Below are 21,335 nucleotides of genomic sequence, written 5' to 3'. Positions count from 1 at the left end.
CAAAAGCCGGGCCCAACCCCCCCACACACTTCGCCGCCGACCGCATATTCTCCGGCGAAAATATCGAATTGTCTGGAAAAATAACGATCGCCAATAAAGCCTGAATCGATTGGCAATATCACCCCCATCTAGGGGGCATGCCACCCCAGCCCCGGGGTCATCGCGTCACCGCATGCAAACGCCGACCCGATCGCCGGTCGAGCATGCCGCCAAACCAAAAACCTCCCCCGGTCACGATCCGGCCTCATCCCACCCCCGCCCCTTGCCCCCGTCCCACATCCGGGCTACCGTTGACCCTAATGCAAACGTTTGCACACCACCCCCACGGCACGGGAGATGAGGAGTCGACATGACCGTCAGCCGCACACACCGCCCGACGTTGAAGGACGTCGCACGCGCCGCCGACGTCTCCGTGTCCACCGCCTCCCGCGCCCTCTCCGGCAGCGACCGCATCTCCCAGGCCACCCGCGATCTCGTCGCGCAGGCCGCCGCCGAGATCGGCTACCGCCCCAACATCCAGGCCCGCGCACTGCGCATGTCGCGCTCCACCACCATCGCCGTGGTCGTGCCCAGCCTGGTCAACCACTACTTCGCCGCCATGGTCACCGCGATCCAGGAGCACGCCGCCACCCGCGGGATCACCACCATCGTCGCCGCGACCAACGAGTCCGCCGAAGAGCACTCCAAGGCCCTCGACGCCCTGACCGACCAGCGCGTCGCCGGCATCATCTGCGTGCCCCACGAGGACTGCGCCGCCCAGATCCGCGCACTCGCCGCAGGCGGCACCCCCGTCGTCCTCGTCGACCGCACCCTGCCCGACCCGGCACCGCCGACGTCGGACACCGCCGAGGACGCGGCGTCGGCAAGCAGACCTGGACCACAGGCCACGCCCGCCATCCCCACGGTGACCTCGGACCCGCGCCCCGGCATGACCGCCGCCCTCGAGCTGCTCGCCGACGCCGGCAGCCTGCCCGTCGGCTACCTGTCCGGGCCGATGTCCACCTCTACCGGCCGCGAGCGCCTCGAGGTCTTCACCTCCGCCGCAGCCGGGCTCGGCCTCGATACCAGCCACGTCTTCCGCGGCGGCTACGAGCAGGAACTCGGGCGCCGCGGCGCCGAGGAACTCATCGACCAGGGCGTGGCCGCCCTCTTCGCCGGCGACTCCATGATGACCGTCGGCGTCATCGAGGCCTGCCACCGCCGCGGCCTCGAGATCGGCGTCGACATCGCCGTCATCGGATTCGACAACCAGCCCCTGTTCGACCTGCAGCCGCGCCCCATCACCGTCATCGACCAGGACGTGCGCCGCATGGCGCTGACCGCCCTGCAGATCCTCGCCGACCTCGTCACCGGCGCCCCCGGCGACACCACAACTGAAACCGACCACACCGGCCGCCCGGCGCACATCCGCGTGCCCACGCGCCTGATCACCCGCCGCTCCGTACCCAAATCCAACTGAACCCAGAACACCGACCCCACTCTCCCCACCATCAGCCCCCACCCCAGGAGGTGAACGATGACCGCCCCAGACACCGCGCCGCTGATCGAGCTGCGCCACGTGAGCAAGTCCTTCGGCCCGGTCCGAGTGATTGACGACGTCTCCGTGGCCGTGCGCCCGGGCCAGGTACAGGCCCTGCTCGGCGAGAACGGCGCCGGAAAGTCCACCATCATCAAGATGATGGCCGGCGTGCACGAACCCGACTCCGGCGAGATCCTCGTCGACGGAAAACCCGTGCGCATCCCCGACACCAAGACCGCCGAGTCCTTCGGCATCGCCACCATCTACCAGGAACTCAACCTGGTGCCCACCCTGTCCGTCGCCGAGAACATCATGCTCGGGCGCACCCCGGCGCGCGGCGGACTGGTCAACTTCACCGAACTGCGCCGCCGCGCCGCCGAGGCGCTGGACCGCGTCGGCCTCGAGATCGACCTGGACACCCCCGTCGGCGAGCTGTCCGTGGCCCGCCAGCAGCTCGTCGAGATCGCCAAGGCGCTGTCCACGAACGCGCGCATCCTCATCCTCGACGAGCCGACCGCCTCGCTGACCGGCCACGAGATCGACCAGCTCTTCCGCGTGGTCGACGAGCTCAAGGCCGCCGGCGTGGGCATGATCTTCATCTCCCACCACCTCGACGAGATCGCGCGCATCTCCGACTCCGTGAGCGTCCTGCGCGACGGCTCCTTCGTCGCCGAGGTCGCCCCCGACACCGAGGAGGCCGAGTTCGTCCGCCTCATGGTCGGCCGCGACATCGACGACCAGTACCCGCGCCAGGCCGGCACCCCCGGCGAGCCGCTGCTCGTCGTCGAGCACCTCTCCTCGGCCGGCAAGTTCGAGGACGTCAGCCTCACCGTCCGCGGCGGCGAGGTCGTCGGCGTCGCGGGCCTGGTCGGCGCCGGGCGCACCGAGCTGGTCCGCGCCATCGCCGGGGCCGACTCCTACGACTCCGGCACCGTGACCGTGCGCGGCAAGAAGCTGCGCAAGGGCGACGTCAAGGGCGCGATCGACCACGGCGTGGGTCTGGTGCCCGAGGACCGCAAGAACCAGGGCCTCGTCCTCGACGCCTCCGTCGGCGAGAACATCGGCCTGGCCACCCTGTCGTCCTCGGCGACCGCCGGTCTGGCCGACCTCAAGGGCCAGCGCACCCTGGCGAGCTCCGTCGCCGAGAAGCTGCGCGTGCGCATGGCCGGCATCGACCAGCCCGTGCGCGATCTGTCCGGCGGCAACCAGCAGAAGGCCGTCTTCGGCAAGTGGGTCATGGCCAACTCCATGGTCCTGCTGCTCGACGAGCCCACCCGCGGCGTCGACGTCGGTGCCAAGGTCGAGATCTACAACATCATCAACGCCCTCACCGAGACCGGCGGCGCCGTGCTCATGGTCTCCTCGGACCTGCCCGAGGTCCTCGGTATGTCCGACCGCATCCTCGTCATGTCCGGCGGACGCCTCGCCGGCGAACTGGCCCCCGAGGCCACCCAGGACGAGGTCATGACACTGGCGGTCTCCCGCCTCTCCGACACCACCGCCGGCCCCGCCGACACCACCACCGCCACCACCGCCAGCACCGCCACGACCGACACCTCCGGGCGCACCGGCACCGACACCGCCGAGAAGGAGAACCAGCAATGACCACCACCACAACCTCCCGCGGCGCCACCGCCGCGGCGGAGAAGTCCCCCTCGTTCGGCCGCCGCCTGGGCAACTGGGCGATGGACAACGGCGCCCTCGTCGGCCTGATCGCCCTGATCGTCATCCTGGTCATCGCCACCCCGCATTTCCTGAGCGTCGACAACCTCATCAACGTCGGCGTGCAGGCCGCCGCCATCGCCATCCTGGCCTTCGGCATGACCTTCGTCATCGTCACCGGCGGCATCGACCTGTCCGTCGGCGCGGTCGCCGCCCTCGGCGGCATGGTCACCGCCTACTCCTTCGCCGAGATGGGCCTGCCCGGCTGGATCACCCTGATCCTCGGCCTTCTGACCGGCCTGGCCTGCGGTGCCATCGCCGGCGCCTCCATCGCCTACGGCAAGCTGCCCGCCTTCATCGCCACCCTGGCGATGATGTCCATCGCCCGCGGCCTGACCCTGGTCGTCTCCGAGGGCTCCCCGCAGCCCAGCCCGGACGCCGTCAACTGGATGGGCACCGACCTCGGCTTCCTGCCGATGCCCATCGTGATGATGCTGCTGGCCGGCCTGATCTGCTGGTTCGTGCTCTCGCGCACCGTGCTCGGCCGCTCCATGTACGCCATCGGCGGCAACATCGAGGCCGCCCGGCTGTCCGGCCTGCCCGTGCGCCAGATCCTCATCGCCGTCTACACCCTCTCCGGCCTCTTCGCCGCCTGGGCGGGCCTGGTCATGACCGCCCGCCTGTCCTCCGCCCAGCCCCAGGCCGGTGTCAGCTACGAGCTCGACGCCATCGCCGCCGTCGTCATCGGCGGCGCCTCCCTGTCGGGCGGCCGCGGCAAGGCCACCGGCACCTTCGTCGGCGCGCTGCTGCTCGCCGTCATCCGCAACGGCCTGAACCTGCTCAACGTCTCTTCCTTCTGGCAGCAGATCGTCATCGGCATCGTCATCGCCGCCGCCGTCGGCTTCGACGTCATCCGCAACAAGACCATCGCCCAGTAGAGGCCGCAACCGGAAAGGACAGAGGAGCACAACATGTTCACCTTCATCAACCGGTCACGCGGCCGTCGGACGGGCGCAGCCCGTCCCGCCCGCCGGGCCGCAGCGTTGGTCACCGCCGTGGCACTCGCGACGTCGTTAAGCGCCTGCGGGCGCGGCGAAGCCGAGCAGGAGATCACGCTGGCGCTGTCCACGCAGTCCAACCCGTTCTTCGTACAGGTACGCGACGGCGCGCAGCAACGCGCCGAGGAGCTCGGCATCCCGCTGAACATCCAGGACGCCGGCGACGACGCCCTCAAGCAGGCCGACCAGCTCAACAACGCCGCGGCCATGCACACCGGCGTGGTCATCGCCAACCCCGTCGACTCCGACGCCGTGGCCAACTCCGTGACCGCGCTCAACCAGGCCGACATCCCCGTCGTCGCCGTCGACCGCACCTCCAACGGCGGCGAGCTGACCTCCTACGTGGCCAGCGACAACATCGCCGGCGGACGCCAGGCGGCCGACGCCATGGCCGAGGCCATCGGCGGCAAGGGCAAGATCATCGTCCTGCAGGGCATCGCCGGCTCGTCCTCCTCGCGCGACCGCGGGCAGGGCTTCAAGGAGGGCATCGCCAAGTACCCCGACATCGAGATCGTCGGCATGCAGACCGCTGGCTTCGACCGCACCAAGGGGCTCGACGTCGCATCCAACCTGCTGCAGGCCAACCCCGACGTCGTGGGCATCTTCGCCGAGAACGACGAGATGGCGCTCGGCGCAATCGAGGCCGTCGGCGGGCGCGCCGGAAAGGACATCGCCGTCGTCGGCTTCGACGGCACCCTCGACGGCCTCGAGGCGGTGGCCGCCGGCACCATGGCCGCCACCATCGCCCAGCAGCCCGACCAGCTCGGCGTGGCCGCCGTCGACCAGGCCGCCCTGCTGCTGCAGGGCAAGGAGGTCGCCGACGTCCTGCCCGTCGACGTGGTCACCGTGACCGCCGAGAACGTCGCCGAGCACCAGTAGGCACCAGTAAAGGAGAACACCATGCTCAAAAAGGGCATCCTCAACGCCCCGCTGGCCGGGCACCTCGCCCGGCTGGGCCACACCGACACCGTCGTCATCGCCGACTGCGGCCTGCCCGTGCCCGCCGACGTGCCCGTGGTTGACCTCGCGCTCGTCTTCGGCATCCCCCGCTTCGTCGACGTCCTCGACGCGCTGACCGACGTGCTCGAGATCGAGCACGCCACCATCGCCACCCAGACCCCGAAGGAGATCCGCGCGATCGTGCCCGCCGAGGTCGAGCTCGACGAGGTCGACCACGAGGAGCTCAAGGCCCGGGTCGCCGACGCCAGCTTCGTGGTCCGCACCGGCGAGACCACGCCCTACGCCAACGTCATCCTGCGCAGCGGGGTGCCGTTCTAGAGACCTGGGCCGCCGGGGTGCCTCGACTCCATGCGTCGGGGTGCCCGGGCGGTCCCCTCTCTTTTTGTTGTTTCCGGGGGTTGGGGCGGCTGTCAGCCGGGCCCGGGGCCGCCTGCCCAGCAAGGCCCCGTATAGCAAGGGCGGTTTTCGACCCAGCAAGGCGTGCCCTTGCTATGCGCGAGCTTGCTGGGTCGAGGGCGGGCAGGGGTAAGCAGACACAGACGAGGCTGCCCGGGAGAGCCAGGCGGGAGGAATCCGCGGGGCCGGGCCCGCTACTTCCCGGCGACGCTCGTGATGTCGCTGATCAGGCGGGCGGCCACCTTCGCGGTGCGGTTGTCCACGTCGAACTCGGGGTTGAGCTCGGCGACGTCGACCAGGCGCAGCTTGCCCGAGGCCGCCGCCGCGCGCGCCATCGCCCGGTAATGCGCCAGGCTCACGCCCACCGCCGCCGGGGCGCTCACGCCGGGCGCGACCGAGGCCGGCAGCCCGTCGAGGTCGATGCTCAGGTGCACGTGATCCGCATCCGCCACGGCCTTCGCGACCAGCTCGCCCGCCTGCTGCGGGGTCATCTCCGCCAGCTCGTCGTCGAGGACGGTGTGCACGCCGAGGGCCTCGGCGGTCTCGAAGAGGACTCGGGTGTTGTTCGGCTCCGAGATGCCGAGCACCGTGTAGTCGAAGTCGTGTGATTCGGGCCGGCCGGCGGAGTCCGGACCGGCGGCGCCCTGCTCCGCAGCGGGTCTCGAGTCCGGGATCGGGGCACCTGCCGCCGGACCACCCGCGCCGTGCAGGCGGGCGATCTGCAGGAACGGCGTACCCGAGGTCGGCCGGTCGGCGGCGCGCAGGTCGAAGTGCGCGTCCAGGTTCACCACCGCGATCCGCTCGCGCTCGCCCGCCGGCGCGGGTGCGGCGTCGTCTCCCTCCGAACCGGAACCGGCGGCACCGGAGCCCGCAGCGCCGGAACCGTCCGCGCCGGAGCCCTCAACACCCGAACCGGCCACCGCCTCGAAGAGACCGCGGTGCGTGGCCCAAGCGATCTCGTGGCCGCCGCCCAGCGCGACCACCAGGCGCCCGGCGCGCACGAGGTCACGCACCGCGTCGGAGAGCTCGCGCTGCGCGCCCTCCAGGTTCGGGTCCTCGGTGCGCACGGTGCCGGCGTCGGCGCGAGCCACCTCGTCGTGGACGGCGAGGCTGGCCAGCGCCTTCCGCAGCGCCGCCGGGCCGGCGGCCGCGCCCCGGCGCCCGCCGTTGCGCTCCACGCCCTCGTCGCTGGCGAAGCCGAGCAGCGCGAGCCCGGCCGCGCCGGCCCCGGTAATCGCACCGGCCCCGGAAGCCACACCGGCCCCCGCACCGGACCCGGAGCCGGACACTCCGGCGCCCGCACCGGTCCCGGCACCCGAGGCCTCCCGCGGGTCGAGGCCCTCGATCACCGAGTGCCAGCGGGCGTGCTCACGCCCGGGTCCGTCGTCGCGTCCGGTCCAGTCTGCGGGGTCAAAGGGGGTGTACATGCCGCGCACCCTAGTTCCCGCGCGCCCGGCGCGCCGCGCCTCGGCCCACCGGCGCGTCTCGGATGCGAGACTTTGACCCATGGCCCAGGTCCCCGCCGCCCGGAACACGCTGCGCATCCTCGCGCTGCTCTCGCGAATCGACGTGCCCGTCTCCGCCGCGCGCATCCGCGCCGAGCTCGACCTGCCGCGCTCGAGCACCTACCACCTGCTGCGCGAGATGGAGGCCGCCGGATTCGTCATGCACATCCCCGGCGAGCAGACCTACGGCCTGGGCGTGGCCGCCTACGAGATGGCCCAGGCCTACACGACCCAGCAGCCGCTGGTGCGCCTCGGCCAGAAGCGGCTGCGCGAGCTGGCCGTGCAGGCCGGCGGCTCCGGGCACCTCTCACGCCTCGTCGGCCCCGAGATCGTCTACCTGGTCGAGGTCCGCTCGCCCGGCGCGCAGGCGCTGATCACCGACGTCGGCGTACGGCTTCCCGCCCTGCGCACCGCCTCCGGCCTGGCGATGCTCTCCGTGCTCAACGACGCCCAGGTGAAAGCCGTGCTGGCCAGCCTTCCCGACATCCCGTCGGGCCCCGCCCCGGTTCCCGCACCGTCGCTGGCGGGCGGCGCGGACGCCGCCGCGCCCGGCCCCGACCACGACACCGACCACGCCACCACCCCCGCCTCCGGCGACTTCGCCGCATCGACCGACACCACCCGCCCCACGCTGCGCCGGCTGCTCGCCGAGCTCGACGCGATCCGCACCCGCGGCTTCGCCCTCGAGCGCGAGGCCGTCGCCCGCGGCCAGGAGTCCGTCTCCGTGCCCGTGCGCGACCACCTGAGCCGCCCGGCCGCGGCGATCACGGTCACCCACCCGGTCGACAGCCTCGACGAGGCCGGCCGCGCGGGCCTGGTGCGCAGCCTGCGGGAGGCCTCGGCCGCGCTCGGCGCGGCCGTCTTCGGCGCGCGCTGAGGCGCGCGGCCGGGCGCGCCCAACCCCCGCGACAGAACGCACGCCCAGCCCCCGGCACCCGCGCCGACGCCCACGCCGCCCCGCGCCCGCCCGCACGTCACCGCCGCCGGCGACCACCGGGACGTCGGCAATTTAACCGCGCTTGCCTGCACTGTCTCGAATACCAGACACCACCCCCTCGACGAATCTACCGCGCCACATGTGACCGCCGTTACCGTCACGGACACAGTTGATCCACGACATAGCGCGCCGCACCGGCCGCGCCTGGATGTCGCCGACCCGAGGAGGAACAGTGACCGAGCAGAACACCGACACCACCCAGTCCGGCCCGCGCACCGTGCGCGCCCCGCGCGGCACCGAGATCAGCGCCAAGAGCTGGCAGACCGAGGCGCCGCTGCGCATGCTGATGAACAACCTCGACCCCGAGGTCGCCGAGCGCCCCGAGGACCTCGTCGTCTACGGCGGCACCGGCAAGGCCGCGCGCAGCTGGGAGGCCTTCGACAAGATCGTCGAGACCCTCAAGGACCTCGAGGAGGACGAGACCCTGCTCGTCCAGTCCGGCAAGCCCGTCGGCGTGCTGCGCACCCACGAGTGGGCCCCGCGCGTGCTCATCGCCAACTCCAACCTCGTCGGCGACTGGGCCAACTGGCCGGAGTTCCGCAAGCTCGAGGCCGAGGGCCTGATCATGTACGGCCAGATGACCGCCGGCTCCTGGATCTACATCGCCACCCAGGGCATCCTGCAGGGCACCTACGAGACCTTCGCCGCCGTCGCCCAGAAGCGCTTCAACGGCACGCTCGCCGGCACCCTGACCCTGACCGGCGGCTGCGGCGGCATGGGCGGCGCCCAGCCCCTGGCCGTCACCCTCAACGGCGGTGTCTGCCTGATCGCCGACGTCGACGAGACCCGCCTGAAGCGCCGCCAGTCCAAGCGCTACCTCGACGAGGTCTACACCGACCTCGACGAGGCCGTCGCCCGCGCCCGCCAGGCCAAGGAGGACAAGGAGGCCGTCTCCATCGGCATCGTCGCCAACGCGGCGGACGTCTTCCCCGAGCTGCTCAACCGCCACCGCGCCGGCGAGATCACCGTCGACGTGGTCACCGACCAGACCTCCGCGCACGACCCGCTGAGCTACCTGCCCAGCGAGATCACCGTCGAGGACTGGCACCGCGAGGCCGCCGACGACCCGGAGACCTTCACCAAGAAGTCGCGCGAGTCGATGGCCATGCAGGTCCAGGCCATGGTCGAGTTCCAGGACGAGGGCGCCGAGGTCTTCGACTACGGCAACTCCATCCGCGACGAGGCCCGCCACGCCGGCTACCACCGCGCCTTCGAGTTCCCCGGCTTCGTGCCCGCCTACATCCGCCCGCTGTTCTGCGAGGGCCTCGGGCCCTTCCGCTGGGTGGCGCTCTCCGGCGACCCGGCCGACATCAAGGTCACCGACGAGGCCCTCAAGGAGCTCTTCCCCGACAACGAGCACCTGCACCGCTGGCTCGACGCCGCCGAGGAGTACGTCGAGTTCGAGGGCCTGCCCGCCCGCATCTGCTGGCTCGGCTACGACGAGCGCCAGAAGGCCGGCGTGCGCTTCAACGAGCTCGTCGCCGAGGGCAAGATCTCCGCGCCGATCGCCATCGGCCGCGACCACCTCGACTCCGGTTCCGTGGCCAGCCCCTACCGCGAGACCGAGGCGATGATCGACGGCTCCGACGCCATCGCCGACTGGCCGCTGCTCAACGCCCTGACCGCCACCTCCTCCGGTGCGACCTGGGTGTCCATCCACCACGGCGGCGGCGTGGGCATGGGCCGCTCCATCCACGCCGGCCAGGTCTCCCTGGCCGACGGCACCGAACTGGCCGCCCAGAAGCTCGAGCGCGTGCTCACCAACGACCCCGCCATGGGCGTGCTGCGCCACTACGACGCCGGCTACTCCCGCGCCAAGGAGGTCGCCGACGAGCGCGGTGTGCGCGTGCCGATGGACTTCAACCAGCGCGACTGATCCGATTGCCGACGCCGCGCGTGCCCCACGTCGGGCGCGTCGGCTGCGGCGTGGGCGCCGCGTCCCGGTGGCGCAGCGCGCCGGTGGCGCGGCGCTAGTGGCGCAGCGCGCACCCCGCCGGTGGCGCGAACCCGAAGAAGAACCGAGAGACACGAAGACAACAGCAGCAGACGACAAGCCGCAAAGCCGCAGAGAAAGGACCGAGACAATGGCCGGACGTTACCCCGAGGGCGACTTCTACGGATTCGAACAGGAGCTCTCCGCCGAGGAGCGCAGGATCCTGCTGAAGGTGCGCGACTGGGCGCAGAACACCGTCAAGCCCGTCGCAGCGGACTACTGGAACCGCTGGGAGTTCCCCCACGAGCTGATGGACTCCATCGCGGACCTCGACATCATCAGCCTGGTGCGCCACAAGGGCCGCAGCCGCCTGCTCGCCGGCCTGGTCACCGCCGAGATCCACCGTGCCGACGCCTCGGTGGGCACGTTCTTCAGCGGCCACGACGGCCTGTTCACCGGCTCGATCGAGCTGCTCGGCAGCGAGGAGCAGAAGCAGCGCTGGCTGCCGGACCTCTACGCCGTGCGCAAGACCGGCGTGCTGGCCATCACCGAGCCGGAGGCCGGGTCGGACGTGGCCAAGGGCATGCACACAACCGCCGAGAAGGTCGACGGCGGCTGGAAGCTCAACGGCACCAAGCGCTGGATCGGCAACGCCACCTGGTCCGACTACGCGGTCATCTACGCCCGCGACATCGCCGACGACCAGGTCAAGGGCTTCGTCGTCGACACCTCCGCGGAGGGCTACCGCGCGGAGCTGATGGAGAACCGCATCGCGCTGCGCGCCGTGCAGAACGCGGAGATCCACCTGACCGACTGCTTCGTGCCGGACGCCGACAAGCTCGAGGGCGCCAACACCTTCAAGGACACCAACAAGGTCTTCAAGTCCGCCCGCGCGACCGTGGGCTGGCAGGCCGTCGGCCTGCAGATGGGCGCGCTCGACGCGACCCTGGACTACGCCGATGAGCGCGAGCAGTTCGGCAGGAAGATCAGCTCCTTCCAGATCAACCAGTCGAAGCTGGCCACCATGCTGGGCAACCTCATCGCCTCCGAGTCGATGATGTACACCCTCAACCGCATGCAGGACCGCGACGCCGACCACAACGAGCACTCCGCCCTGGCCAAGGCCCAGGTCACCCACCTGATGCGCGAGACCGTCGCCCTCGGCCGCGAGGTGCAGGGCGGCAACGGCCTGGTCACCGACTACCACATGGCCAAGATCTTCTGCGACGCCGAGGCGCTCTACTCCTACGAGGGCACCTACGACATCAACCAGCTGATCGTCGCCCGCTCCATCACCGGAGAGTCCGCCTTCGTCTAGCCACCCCCTCGAGCCCGCCGGCCCGGACCGCACCGCAGTCCGGGCCGGCGGGCCCTACGGCATCGGGCCCCGCCCGCGGCCGACCGAAAGGAGACCACCATGACCACCGCCGGCCACCGCAGCGCGCTCGACGGCATCCGGGTCCTCGACATGTCCCGGGTCCTCGCCGGACCGTTCTGCGCCTCCATCCTCGCCGACCTCGGCGCGGACGTGATCAAGATCGAGACCCCCTGGGGCGACGACTCCCGCGAGTTCGGCCCGTTCTGGGAGGACCACTCCGCCTACTACCGCCTGTTCAACCGCACCAAGAAGGGCATCACCCTCGACCTGAAGTCCGACGAGGACCGCGAGACCCTCATCGAGCTGGCCAAGCGCGCCGACGTGCTGGTGGAGAACTTCCGCCCCGGCGTCATGGAGCGCCTCGGCATCGCCCCGGAGGACCTGCTCGAGGCCAACCCCGGCCTGATCATCACGAGCATCAGCGGCTTCGGCCAGACCGGCTCGATGAGCAAGGCCCCGGCCTACGACCTCGTCGCGCAGGCGATGAGCGGCCTGATGTCCGTCACCGGCTGGCCCGGCGGCCGCCCGACGCGCACCGGCGTCAGCCTCGGCGACCTCATCCCGGGCCTCTACGCTGCGATCGCCACCCTCGGCGCGGTGCTCGAGCGCAACCACTCCGGCCACGGCCAGCACGTCGACCTGGCCATGTACGACTCGCTGGTCTCTGTCCTGGAATCGGTGGCCATGCGTGAGCTCTACGAGGACGAGACCCCCACCGCCGTGGGCAACGACCACGCGATGACCGTGCCCTTCAGCACCTACGCGGCCAAGGACGGCGAGGTCGTCATCGCCGTGACCAACGAGACCCTCTTCGGCCGCGTCGCCGACGCGCTCGACCTGGAGTACATGGTCGACGACCCCCGCTTCAACACCAACGCCGCGCGCCGCGAGCGCCGCGACGAGGTCCGCCGCCTCTTCGAGGAGAAACTGGCGGACTACACCGCCGACGAGGCGCTCAAGCACCTCGCCGAGCACGGCGTCCCGACCTCGCGCGTGCACGACGTCCACGACGCCCTCACCGGCGAGCTGGGCCGCGAGCGCGGCGTCGTCGCCGAGGAGTCCGACGGCTTCCGCACCCTCGCCTCCCCGATCAAGCTGCACGGCTCCGTCGCCCCGCGGCCGGCTCCGGGGCTCGGGGAGCACAACGACCTGATCGCCGATTGGCTCGCCGAGCCTGAGCGCGTCCCCGACGAGTCCGGTTCCGTCGACCGCTGACCCGGCCCATCCCCGAACGGAGGACACCATGTCCGAGAACTCCACCGCTGATCCGGTGCGTCCCGAGGAGGCGCCCACGCAGGCGCCCGGCGCGCGCCGGATGGACAAGCCCGTGCGCGGGCGCTGGCGGTTTTTCGTCTACAGCGCGATCGGCATCTTCGCCTTCTTCGTGCCGTTTTCCTACCAGGGCTCCAACTCGATCCTCCTGGACCACCTGGTGACGGTCATCGACGACCTGCTCGGTGACGCCAACAAGTTCGTCGCCTACGCGATCATCCTGGCCGGCACCGTCTTCCAGTTCGCCTCCGGGCGCTGGAAGCAGTCGATGGCCCGCCGGGTCTTCGCCTTCCTCAACGTCCTGGGCTCGGCCGTCGCGACGATGCTCGTGTTCAACTTCGGCCCGGACTTCCTCTTCCGCGAGGACCTCGGCCCCTTCCTGATGGACAAACTGGTCATCCCGGTCGGCCTGCTCGTCCCGGTCGGCTCCGTGTTCCTGGGCCTTCTCGTCGGCTTCGGTCTGATGGAGTTCATCGGGGTGCTCGTCCAGCAGATCATGCGGCCGGCCTACCGGGTGCCCGGGCGCTCCGCGGTCGACGCGGTGGCCTCCTTCGTGGGCAGCTACTCGCTGGGACTGCTGATCACCAACCGCGTCTACAAGGCCGGCGGCTACACGGCGCGCGAGGCCGCGATCATCACCTCGTGCTTCTCCACGGCCTCGGTGACCTTCATGGTCGTCATCGCGCGCACCCTGGACCTCATGCCGATCTGGGGCATCTACTTCGCCGCGACGTTCATCATCACCTTCATCGTCAGCGCGATCATCGTGTGGATCCCGCCGCTGTCGCGCATCCCGGACGAGTACTACCCCGGCTCCCACCCGGACCCGGAGGAGCAGGTCACCTCCAACCGCCTGCGCCGCGCCTGGGGCGAGGCCGAGGAGGTGCTCAAGCGCTGCCCCGGCGTGCTGCGCGTGCTGTGGGTCAACTTCGCCGACGGCGTGCTGATGACCATGCAGATCCTGCCGGGCATCATGTCGGTCGGCTTCATCGGCCTGACGCTGGCCTTCTACACCCCGGTGTTCACCTGGCTGGGCTTCCTCTTCCTGCCGTTCACCTGGGCACTGCAGGTCCCAGGCCCGCAGCTGGCCTCCGAGGCGCTGGCCATCGGCCTGTCCGAGCTATTCCTGCCGGCCACCCTGGTCGCCGGCGCCCCGAGCGAGACGCTGCGCTTCATCGTCGCCGTGGTCTCGATCTCACAGATCTTCTTCTTCTCGTCGATGATCCCGGCCGTGCTGGGCACCGAGATCCCGATCAAGATCTGGCACATGGTGGTCATCTGGTTCCAGCGCGTCGTCCTGACCCTGATCATCACCGTCCCGGTCGCGTTCCTCGTCACGGGCGGATAGACCGTAGGTGTGACCCCTGTTCCCTGACCCTCGTCCCCGCCCCCTTCTAGCTCCCGCGAACCCCAGAAAGGACCCCATGACCTCCACCCTGTTCACCAACATCGGCGAGCTGCGCACGGTCTCCGAGCGTGGCACCCTCAACGACGCCGCAATCGTCGCCGAGGACGGCGTGATCACCTGGATCGGCGAAGCCGCCAAGGCCCCCGAGGCCGACCGGGCCGAGGACCTCGGCGGGGCAGCCGTGCTGCCCGGCTGGGTGGACTCGCACACCCACATGGTCTTCGACGGCAACCGCGCCGAGGAGTTCGAGGCCCGCATGTCCGGCGGCGAGTACGCCGCCGGCGGCATCGCGGTGACCATGGAGGCGACCCGCTCGGCCGGGGCGGAGCGCCTCGACGAGCTGGTGGCCGCTCGCGTCGCGGCCGCCCGCGCCGGCGGCACGACCACCCTGGAGACCAAGACGGGCTACGGGCTGGACACGGCCAGCGAGAAGCAGGCCGCCGAGATCGCCGGGCGCCACGTCGACGAGGTCACCTTCCTGGGCGCGCACCTGGTGCCGCCGGGAGCCGACGCCGGCGAGTACGTCGACCTGGTCTGCGGCGAGATGCTCGACGCGGTGGCCCCGCACGTCGGCTGGATCGACGTCTTCTGCGAGCGCGGTGCCTTCGACGAGGACCAGTCGCGCCGGGTCATCGAGGCCGGCAAGACCAAGGGCCTGGGCGTGCGCGTGCACGGCAACCAGCTCGGCGAGGGCCCCGGGGTGAGCCTCGCCGTGAACTACGACGCCGCGAGCGTCGACCACGTCAACTTCCTCACCGACGCGGATGTCGAGGCGCTGGCCGCCTCGAAGACGGTCGCGACGATCCTGCCCGCCTGCGACCTGTCGACGCGCATGCCGCTGGCCCCGGCGCGCCGGTTGCTGGACGCGGGGGCCACGGTGGCCATCGCCAGCAACCTCAACCCCGGCACCTCGTACACGTCGAGCATGAACTTCTGCGTGACCACGGCGGTGCTCCAGCAGCACCTCTCCCTGGACGAGGCGATCGCCGCGGGCACCCACGGCGGTGCGGTGGCGCTGCGCCGCCAGGACGTCGGCGGCGGCCGTGACTCCCAGGGCCGCCCGGCCGTGGGCACGCTGGTCGAGGGCGCGGCGGCGAACCTACACGTGCTGCGCTCGGCCACCGCGATCGACCTGGCGTACCGCCCGGGCATGCCGGTCACCGCTGCGACCTACCTCACCGGCGAGCGCGTCGCCTGATCGCGGGGCGTTCCACCCGGCTCCCCGGCAAGGCCCCGTATAGCAAGGGCTCTTCCGTACCCAGCAAGGCGTGTCCTTGCTGGGTACGAGCTTGCTGGGTCGGGTACTCGCCGGGGCTCCCCGGAAGGCTGGTCGAGCTAGGCAGCGCTCCCCACAGGCCCCTTCCTCGGTGAACAGCCATAGATGGGCTGAAGATGTGCTGCAGAACCGCCGGAACCGTGTCCTGATCGCAATCATCGCGGTCCTCCTCGTCTTGCTCGGGATGCTCGCCACCACGGCGTTCTCGCGCAAAGTCATCGACCCCGACGTCTTCGCGCTCGGCTCCGACGACATGCCCGACATCGGCGACTACGTCTCGCTGGGCGTCCTCGAGGTCCGCGTCGACGAGATCACCGAGGAGGATCCCGCGGGCGCCGAGGAGGCCGCCGCCGGTTACCGCACCGTCCTGGGCGGGGCCGCCATCGAGGCGGTCACCGGCTGCCTCGCCGAGCCCGGCGCGAGCAGCGAAGGCGGCGGCGAGGGCACCGTCACCACCGGCACCACCGACCTGGTGATCATGAAGGTCACCCTGCGCAACAACGGCGACTCCCCGGTCGACTTCCGTCAGACCACGCCGCCGACGATGAGCCTGCAGACCGTCGGCGGCACCCGCGCCACGCCCGCCTGCGGCACACTCATCGAAGCCGGCCCCGAGGACCAGGTCGCCGAGCCCGGCGGGGCGATGCCCGGCATGGCCGCCTACCGCATCCCCGCCGGCGACGACCCGGGCTGGGTGCGCTGGGCCGACCCGGCCACCGGCGAGACCGCGACCACCGACGTCGGCGGCGGCGAGGACGCCCCGGGCACCTGCGAGGCGGCGGACCTCGACCTCTCCGAGACCGAATTCGGCGCCTACCTCGCCGCCCTGGAACTTCCGCTGGCAGACAGCGGGTTCACGCACCTGTCCCACCTGCGCGTGGTGGACAACCCGTTCGACCCGTGCGCCGAGCTGAGCTGGGTGACCGTCACCGGCATGCCGATGCGGGACACGCGCGGCGACCCGTACGACGATGAGCGCACGGCCGTCGTCTTCTTCACCGACGAGCATCTCGTGGACTTCGACATGAGCGTCTACCGCGAGATCGGCGAGGTCTGACGCACGGCCCCCGACGAGGTCACGCTGAGCTACAACGCGTATCTCAACAGGCCCGACCCCTTCGTCACCGTCCCTTATACGACCGCGGGCGCGAGCGATCCCGACGAGCCGCCGCGCGAGAACGGGTGCATCGACTTCGCCCCGGAGGCGCTGCCCGATGTCTCGGGTCCCGGCTCCCGCGTGCCGATCCCCTTCGGCAACGCCCACACCGCCGAGCCGCTCACCGAGATCTGGTCCTTCCCGGACGGTACCGAGGGGGACGCCGCCAGCGCGATCTTCACCGAGGTCTCCACCGCGATCACCGATTCCCCGCGGATCGAGCTCAAGCCCGGCCTCGCGCCCGCCGAAAGGAACATCGGGCATCCCCACGTCTTTCCCCCGGGCTCACGGGTGCTCGTCGACTCGGTGTTTGTCGTGGACACCACCGACGGCGCCGTGCGCATGTTCTTCGCCACCCGGGACAACGCGCGGGAGTTCCGGATCGACGAGACCCAGGTCCAGGACCTCCCGCTCGACAATTCGGCGAACCCCTACGGCCTGGACGCCTCCCGCTGGGCCTGAGCGTGGCGGCGCCGCGCCCCGGGGTCTGCCCTCCGAGGCCCGGCGCGCGGCCGACCGGGCCCCGCGCTCCGGGCCTTACCCCTGGTAGCTCGCCGCGTTCGCGGTCAGCCGCACGGTCTTGCCCACCACCGACGGGTCGGCCGGCGAGCCGTCGTCGGGGGTCTGCGTGGTGATGGTCAGCCCGTCCGCCCCAGCGGTGACCCGGTAGAAGCCGTAGGCCACCAGGGTCTCGCCCGGCTGCAGCTCGACGGTGCGCGCGTAGCCCCCGCCGCCCTGGCCGTCGTGGACGTCCACGCCGCCGCCGGTGAAGGAGAACGTCGCCTGATTACGCGCGGTGCCGGACTCGTCCGGCCACACCGCCGCATCCGCGGTGCACACCCCGCTAGCCTCGGAGGCCGAGAGACTGCAGGTCACCGTGTGGCCTGCCAGATTGACGACGATCGCGTCGCGCGCCGAGGCCGTCTCCGGCACCGTGAGCGTGCGCTCCCCGGTGCCACCCGCCTGCGACGCGCCCGCCGGGCCGGTCCCGGCGCCCCCGGAGCCGGTGCACACGCCGGACTCGCCCGCGCCGTGCCCTGCGCCGTGCGCGGAGTCGGAGCCCGGCGCCGCGGTGCCCGTGGCACCCGGCGCGCAGTCCTGCGCGCCGCCGGTCGGCCGCGGCGCAGCCGCGGCCTCCCCCGCCGACGTCGTCGGGTGCGCCGAGGTGTCGGACGGGACGTCGGAAATCGAGGGCGACGGGTGCACACTGGCCTCCTCGGCCTGGGGGGCGGGCGTGGGCTCGCCGGAGGGCGAGGAGCACGCGGTGAGTGCCGCGACGGCGAGCAGCGCGGCGGTGGCGAGGGCGGGGCGGGCGTTCATGGCACCAGCGTAACGCCGCGGCGGGCGGTACAAACGGGACCATGAGTATCTTGAACGAACCGTTATCGCTGGGATCACTCGAGATCCCGAACCGGATCATCATGGCGCCGCTGACACGCAGCCGCGCCGTGGACCAGGTGCCCACCGCGCTGATGGCCGAGTACTACCGGCAGCGCGCCGGCGCCGGGCTGATCATCTCCGAGGCCACGGCCGTCACCCCGATGGGGGTGGGCTACCGGGACACCCCCGGCATCTGGAGCGACGAGCAGGCCGAGGCCTGGGAGCCGGTGGTGCGCGCCGTGCACGACGCCGGCGGGCGCATCGCGCTGCAGCTCTGGCACGTGGGGCGCATCTCGCACCCGGACCTGCTGGGCGGGATGACCCCGGTCGCGCCCTCGGCGGTGCTGCCGGCCGGGCGGGTGCGCAGGCTGCGGCCGATGCGCGGATACGTCACCCCGCGGGAAATGACGCTCGACGAGATCAACGCGACCGTCGCCGACTACGGCGCGGCCACCGCGCGGGCGCGCGCGATCGGCTTCGACGGCGTGGAGATCCACGCGGCCAACGGCTACCTGATCGACCAGTTCCTGCAGGACTCCACCAACCGGCGCACGGACGCCTACGGCGGGCCGATGTCGAACCGCGAGCGCTTCCTGCTCGAGGTCGTCGGCGCGTGCTCGGACGCCTGGGAGCCGGGGCGCGTCGGCGTGCACCTCGCGCCGCGTGCCGACGAGCACGACATGGGTGACAGCGACCTCGCCGGACTGTTCACGCACGTGGCGGGCTCGCTGGCCGGGAAGGTCGGCTACCTGTGCGTGCGCGAGCACGAGGCGGAGGATTCGGTGGTCGGGGCGATCAAGGAGGCCTTCGGCGGGCCGGTGATCGGCAATGAGCGGATGAGCGCGGCGGACGCCCAGCGCCTGATCGAGGCCGACACGGTGGACGCGGTGGCCTTCGGCAAGGCGTACATCGCGAACCCGGACCTGGCCGAGCGGGTGCTCGCCGCCGACGCGCGCGGCGGGGTCGGGGCCGGGGCGGCCGACGCCTCGGGCGACGGCTGGCCGCGCCGCGTCGGGTCGGTGGAGCTCAACGAGCTGGTCACCGACACGATCTACCCGCCCTACGAGAACCCGCACGCGCACCTCGAGCGCGGCTACACCGACTACCCGGCGGCGCAGCTGTAGGTGGGCGACCCCTAGGGGTAAGACCGGGATGCTCCCCGATGCATTCGTCGGCGGAAATTGGTTCACTGGGAAGTGAACCGGAAAAGGAAGCCGCAACCGGCGGATTCGCCCCCGGTCGGAGCCAGAGGAGGCCCACCATGTCCAACTCCCGTCTGCACCGCTCGCCCGTCGACCGCTGGATCGGAGGTGTGTGCGGCGGCATCGCCGAGACCTACGGCTGGGACCCGGTCATCGTGCGGCTGGCTGTCGCCGCCCTCGGACTGGCGATGGGCTGGCCGATCCTGTTCTACATCGTCGCCTGGGTCGTCATTCCGCAGGCCTAGGCGCACCCCGGCGGGGCCGGGCCGGTGTGGCCCGACCCCACGGGCCGCTAGGCGCTCTGCCAGCTCTCCAGTGACTCCGGATCCGGCCACCGCGACTTCGACACCTTCACCGGAGGATCCGTCTCCTCGACCGGCCCGCCGAGGGTTGCCGAGTAACCGATGGAGTTGCTGCCCACCGTCAGCCCGGGGCCGTGGGTGCTCAGGACGTACGGGCCGAACCTGATCACGGACTCGTCCGGCAGCTCCTCGCCGCCGTCGGACAGGCTGCCGTCCGCGGCGTAGGTGCGCGCCCCGCCGCCGAGACCGAGGGCCACCTCGAAGCGGTTCGCCGGTTCGCCCTCCGGGGTGTCGTTCTGCGGCCCGGACAGCAGATCCTTCGCCGTCCAGTTCTTGCCGTCGGGTGCGTCACATGCCACGGTCACCCGCCCACCCAGCCGGCAGTTCAGGTAGGCCTCCCCGTCCTCGCCGACGGGCACACGCACACCGTACGTCCCGCGGCCGTCCCAGTCGATCCGGTAGTCATAGGCGGCATTGCGGGCGTTGCCCAGGTAACCGATGCGCGCCTCACCGGGCGTGACCTGACGATCGAAGTCGATGCGCGGGTAAGCGTCGTCCCCGTCCCATGCGCTCTCGACCAGCTTGTCGCCCTCGAGCCGGTAGTCGACCGTCGTCGTCGGGGCGTCCGAGCTGGTTCCTCCCTTGACACCGACGCTCACCGCGTCCGCGCCCTCGCGGGTGACATCCATGACCTTGGAGCCGGTGAGCGGGGCGGGGTCGGTGACCAGGTCGGGACCGTGGAAGAAGACCACGGTCTCAATCGGCTCGAGCCGGTCGCTCTCCAGGTGCACGGTCACCCAGCTCAGCGGCGCGCAGGGGTCGAACTGGTTGCTGAGGATCTCCGCCGAGAGACCGCGGCGAGGCCGATCGACCCACAGCCTGCCCGACTGCAGCCAGTACCCGAGCTCGGTCTCCATCAGGTCGAGGTTGTACTCCTCGCACTGCTCGCCACCGCCGGCACCCAGGTCGACGACCTTGCGGTCCTCGATGCCCTGGTCGGCCCCGTTCAGGCCGATGCTCGAGGGGCGTTCGTCCTCGGGCAGCTGAAAGACCCACAGGATCCTCAGCATCAGACCGTTGCAGTCGTTGCCGTCGTCTCCGTCGACCCGCTCAATCACGAGCGCGTTCAGTCCCGACATCGGCCGATAACCGCTGGCGGCGACGGTGGACAGGTCCGCGTGGATGGCCAGCTGCACGCCGGGCTCCACCGACTGCCCCTCGCCCAGGCACACCGATGCGGGGATGACGCCGAAGCTGCCGCCGTCCTCGGCCTCCATCTTCTCGGTCGGCGGGGTGTCACCCTCGCTTGCCGACGTCGCGTCTGCCCCACCGTGGGCGCCGGAGTCACCGTCGTCGTCGCGGTCCCGCGGGTCGTCCGAGCTGCCTGAGTCGCTGTCCCGGTCCTTGTCGGAGTCGCTCGAGCTTCCCGAGCCACCGTCGCCGCGCGTGGCCGTCGTGCCGTCGGCGAGGGTCGGACGCGGCCCATGGGCCGACGCACCCGAGTCGGATCCGGAGTCCGATCCACGGTCGGAACCGGACTTCGAGTCGGAATCTCCGTGCGACCCCGAATCGGAGTCTGAGTCAGAGTCCGAGTCGCGCTCAGGGCTGCGGTCCGAGAGCGTGGTCACGGCCGCGCGGTCCACGAGGTCCGGGATGTCGTAGTCCGCCGGATCGAAGCTGCGGCGCTGGTCGACGTCGTCGACGCGCACCTCGAGATCGCCGACCGAGACGAAGTCTCCGATGGTGGGCATGTTCGGGTTCGGGGCGGCCAGGATCTCAGGTTCCTTCGGGGCGGACGAGCAGCCCACCACGATGAGCAGGGCGCTCACCGCGGCGAGGACCGCCGCCGGGAACCTGCGGCTGCGAGTAGTGTCCATGCCCTAAACACTAACGGGCACGCGCGACATCCTCCCAGCCTCCGGGGAGCATTC

Annotated in this window: 18 protein-coding genes; 15 read left to right on the top strand and 3 right to left on the bottom strand. The window is 71.2% G+C overall.

Features of this window, described 5'->3' with window-relative positions:
- Positions 1-349: 349 nt before the first annotated feature.
- From QP119_RS04125 to rbsD, 5 genes are all read left to right on the top strand, one after another.
- Positions 350-1,459, top strand: a complete 1,110-nt coding sequence (locus tag QP119_RS04125) for a LacI family DNA-binding transcriptional regulator (RefSeq protein WP_284773807.1) — start codon at positions 350-352, stop codon at positions 1,457-1,459.
- A gap of 57 nt (positions 1,460-1,516) precedes the next feature.
- The gene (locus QP119_RS04120; protein WP_284773806.1) at positions 1,517-3,124 is read left to right on the top strand and encodes a sugar ABC transporter ATP-binding protein; all 1,608 of its coding nucleotides are present in this window, start codon (positions 1,517-1,519) and stop codon (positions 3,122-3,124) included.
- Positions 3,125-3,204: 80 nt separating this feature from the next.
- Positions 3,205-4,119: an ABC transporter permease gene (locus tag QP119_RS04115; protein ID WP_284773843.1), complete on the top strand. Its 915-nt coding sequence runs from the start codon at positions 3,205-3,207 to the stop codon at positions 4,117-4,119.
- A gap of 33 nt (positions 4,120-4,152) precedes the next feature.
- Positions 4,153-5,118 (top strand): substrate-binding domain-containing protein, encoded by a 966-nt coding sequence (locus QP119_RS04110; RefSeq protein WP_284773805.1) that lies wholly within the window; start codon positions 4,153-4,155, stop codon positions 5,116-5,118.
- Positions 5,119-5,139: 21 nt separating this feature from the next.
- Positions 5,140-5,517 (top strand): D-ribose pyranase, encoded by a 378-nt coding sequence (gene rbsD / locus QP119_RS04105; protein WP_284773804.1) that lies wholly within the window; start codon positions 5,140-5,142, stop codon positions 5,515-5,517.
- Between the two features lie 272 nt (positions 5,518-5,789).
- On the opposite strand, the gene QP119_RS04100 is transcribed toward rbsD, so the two are convergent.
- The gene (locus QP119_RS04100) at positions 5,790-7,022 is read right to left on the bottom strand and encodes an arginase family protein (protein WP_284773803.1); all 1,233 of its coding nucleotides are present in this window, start codon (positions 7,020-7,022) and stop codon (positions 5,790-5,792) included.
- 79 nt (positions 7,023-7,101) lie between these two features.
- On the opposite strand from QP119_RS04100, the gene QP119_RS04095 reads away from it, so the two are divergent.
- The 8 genes from QP119_RS04095 to QP119_RS04060 all read left to right on the top strand — a co-directional run bounded on the left by QP119_RS04095 (position 7,102) and on the right by QP119_RS04060 (position 16,982).
- Positions 7,102-7,977 (top strand): IclR family transcriptional regulator, encoded by an 876-nt coding sequence (locus tag QP119_RS04095; protein ID WP_284773802.1) that lies wholly within the window; start codon positions 7,102-7,104, stop codon positions 7,975-7,977.
- Positions 7,978-8,269: 292 nt separating this feature from the next.
- The gene (gene hutU / locus QP119_RS04090) at positions 8,270-9,973 is read left to right on the top strand and encodes a urocanate hydratase (protein WP_284773801.1); all 1,704 of its coding nucleotides are present in this window, start codon (positions 8,270-8,272) and stop codon (positions 9,971-9,973) included.
- A 208-nt stretch (positions 9,974-10,181) separates the two neighbouring features.
- Positions 10,182-11,348 carry an acyl-CoA dehydrogenase family protein gene (locus QP119_RS04085; RefSeq protein ID WP_284773800.1) on the top strand — a complete coding sequence of 389 codons (1,167 nt, stop codon included), beginning with the start codon at positions 10,182-10,184 and terminating at the stop codon, positions 11,346-11,348.
- Between the two features lie 99 nt (positions 11,349-11,447).
- Positions 11,448-12,623: a CaiB/BaiF CoA transferase family protein gene (locus QP119_RS04080; protein ID WP_284773799.1), complete on the top strand. Its 1,176-nt coding sequence runs from the start codon at positions 11,448-11,450 to the stop codon at positions 12,621-12,623.
- Positions 12,624-12,651: 28 nt separating this feature from the next.
- Entirely contained in the window at positions 12,652-14,028 is a 1,377-nt protein-coding gene (locus QP119_RS04075) for a YjiH family protein (RefSeq protein WP_284773798.1), read from the top strand.
- Between the two features lie 76 nt (positions 14,029-14,104).
- Positions 14,105-15,286 (top strand): imidazolonepropionase, encoded by a 1,182-nt coding sequence (locus tag QP119_RS04070; protein ID WP_284773797.1) that lies wholly within the window; start codon positions 14,105-14,107, stop codon positions 15,284-15,286.
- 262 nt (positions 15,287-15,548) lie between these two features.
- Complete coding sequence (locus QP119_RS04065) at positions 15,549-16,421, top strand: hypothetical protein (protein ID WP_284773796.1); 873 nt, start codon at positions 15,549-15,551, stop codon at positions 16,419-16,421.
- A 180-nt stretch (positions 16,422-16,601) separates the two neighbouring features.
- Positions 16,602-16,982 (top strand): hypothetical protein, encoded by a 381-nt coding sequence (locus QP119_RS04060; protein ID WP_284773795.1) that lies wholly within the window; start codon positions 16,602-16,604, stop codon positions 16,980-16,982.
- 75 nt (positions 16,983-17,057) lie between these two features.
- Here QP119_RS04060 and QP119_RS04055 read toward each other — a convergent pair whose 3' ends face one another.
- Positions 17,058-17,840, bottom strand: a complete 783-nt coding sequence (locus QP119_RS04055) for a hypothetical protein (RefSeq protein WP_284773794.1) — start codon at positions 17,838-17,840, stop codon at positions 17,058-17,060.
- A gap of 41 nt (positions 17,841-17,881) precedes the next feature.
- Here QP119_RS04055 and QP119_RS04050 point away from each other — a divergent pair, with 41 nt between their 5' ends.
- Positions 17,882-19,024 (top strand): alkene reductase, encoded by a 1,143-nt coding sequence (locus QP119_RS04050; RefSeq protein ID WP_284773793.1) that lies wholly within the window; start codon positions 17,882-17,884, stop codon positions 19,022-19,024.
- Between the two features lie 137 nt (positions 19,025-19,161).
- Positions 19,162-19,347, top strand: a complete 186-nt coding sequence (locus QP119_RS04045; RefSeq protein ID WP_284773792.1) for a PspC domain-containing protein — start codon at positions 19,162-19,164, stop codon at positions 19,345-19,347.
- A gap of 47 nt (positions 19,348-19,394) precedes the next feature.
- Here QP119_RS04045 and QP119_RS04040 read toward each other — a convergent pair whose 3' ends face one another.
- A complete protein-coding gene (locus QP119_RS04040; protein WP_284773791.1) occupies positions 19,395-21,281 on the bottom strand; it encodes an LppP/LprE family lipoprotein in 1,887 nt (628 codons plus the stop codon).
- Positions 21,282-21,335 lie beyond the last annotated feature (54 nt).

It is taken from the genome of Corynebacterium frankenforstense, from assembly GCF_030211955.1.
Taxonomy (GTDB): domain Bacteria; phylum Actinomycetota; class Actinomycetes; order Mycobacteriales; family Mycobacteriaceae; genus Corynebacterium; species Corynebacterium frankenforstense_A.
The sequence above is the reverse complement of the archived record's forward strand: the minus strand, read 5'-3'. Positions and strand labels throughout refer to the sequence as shown.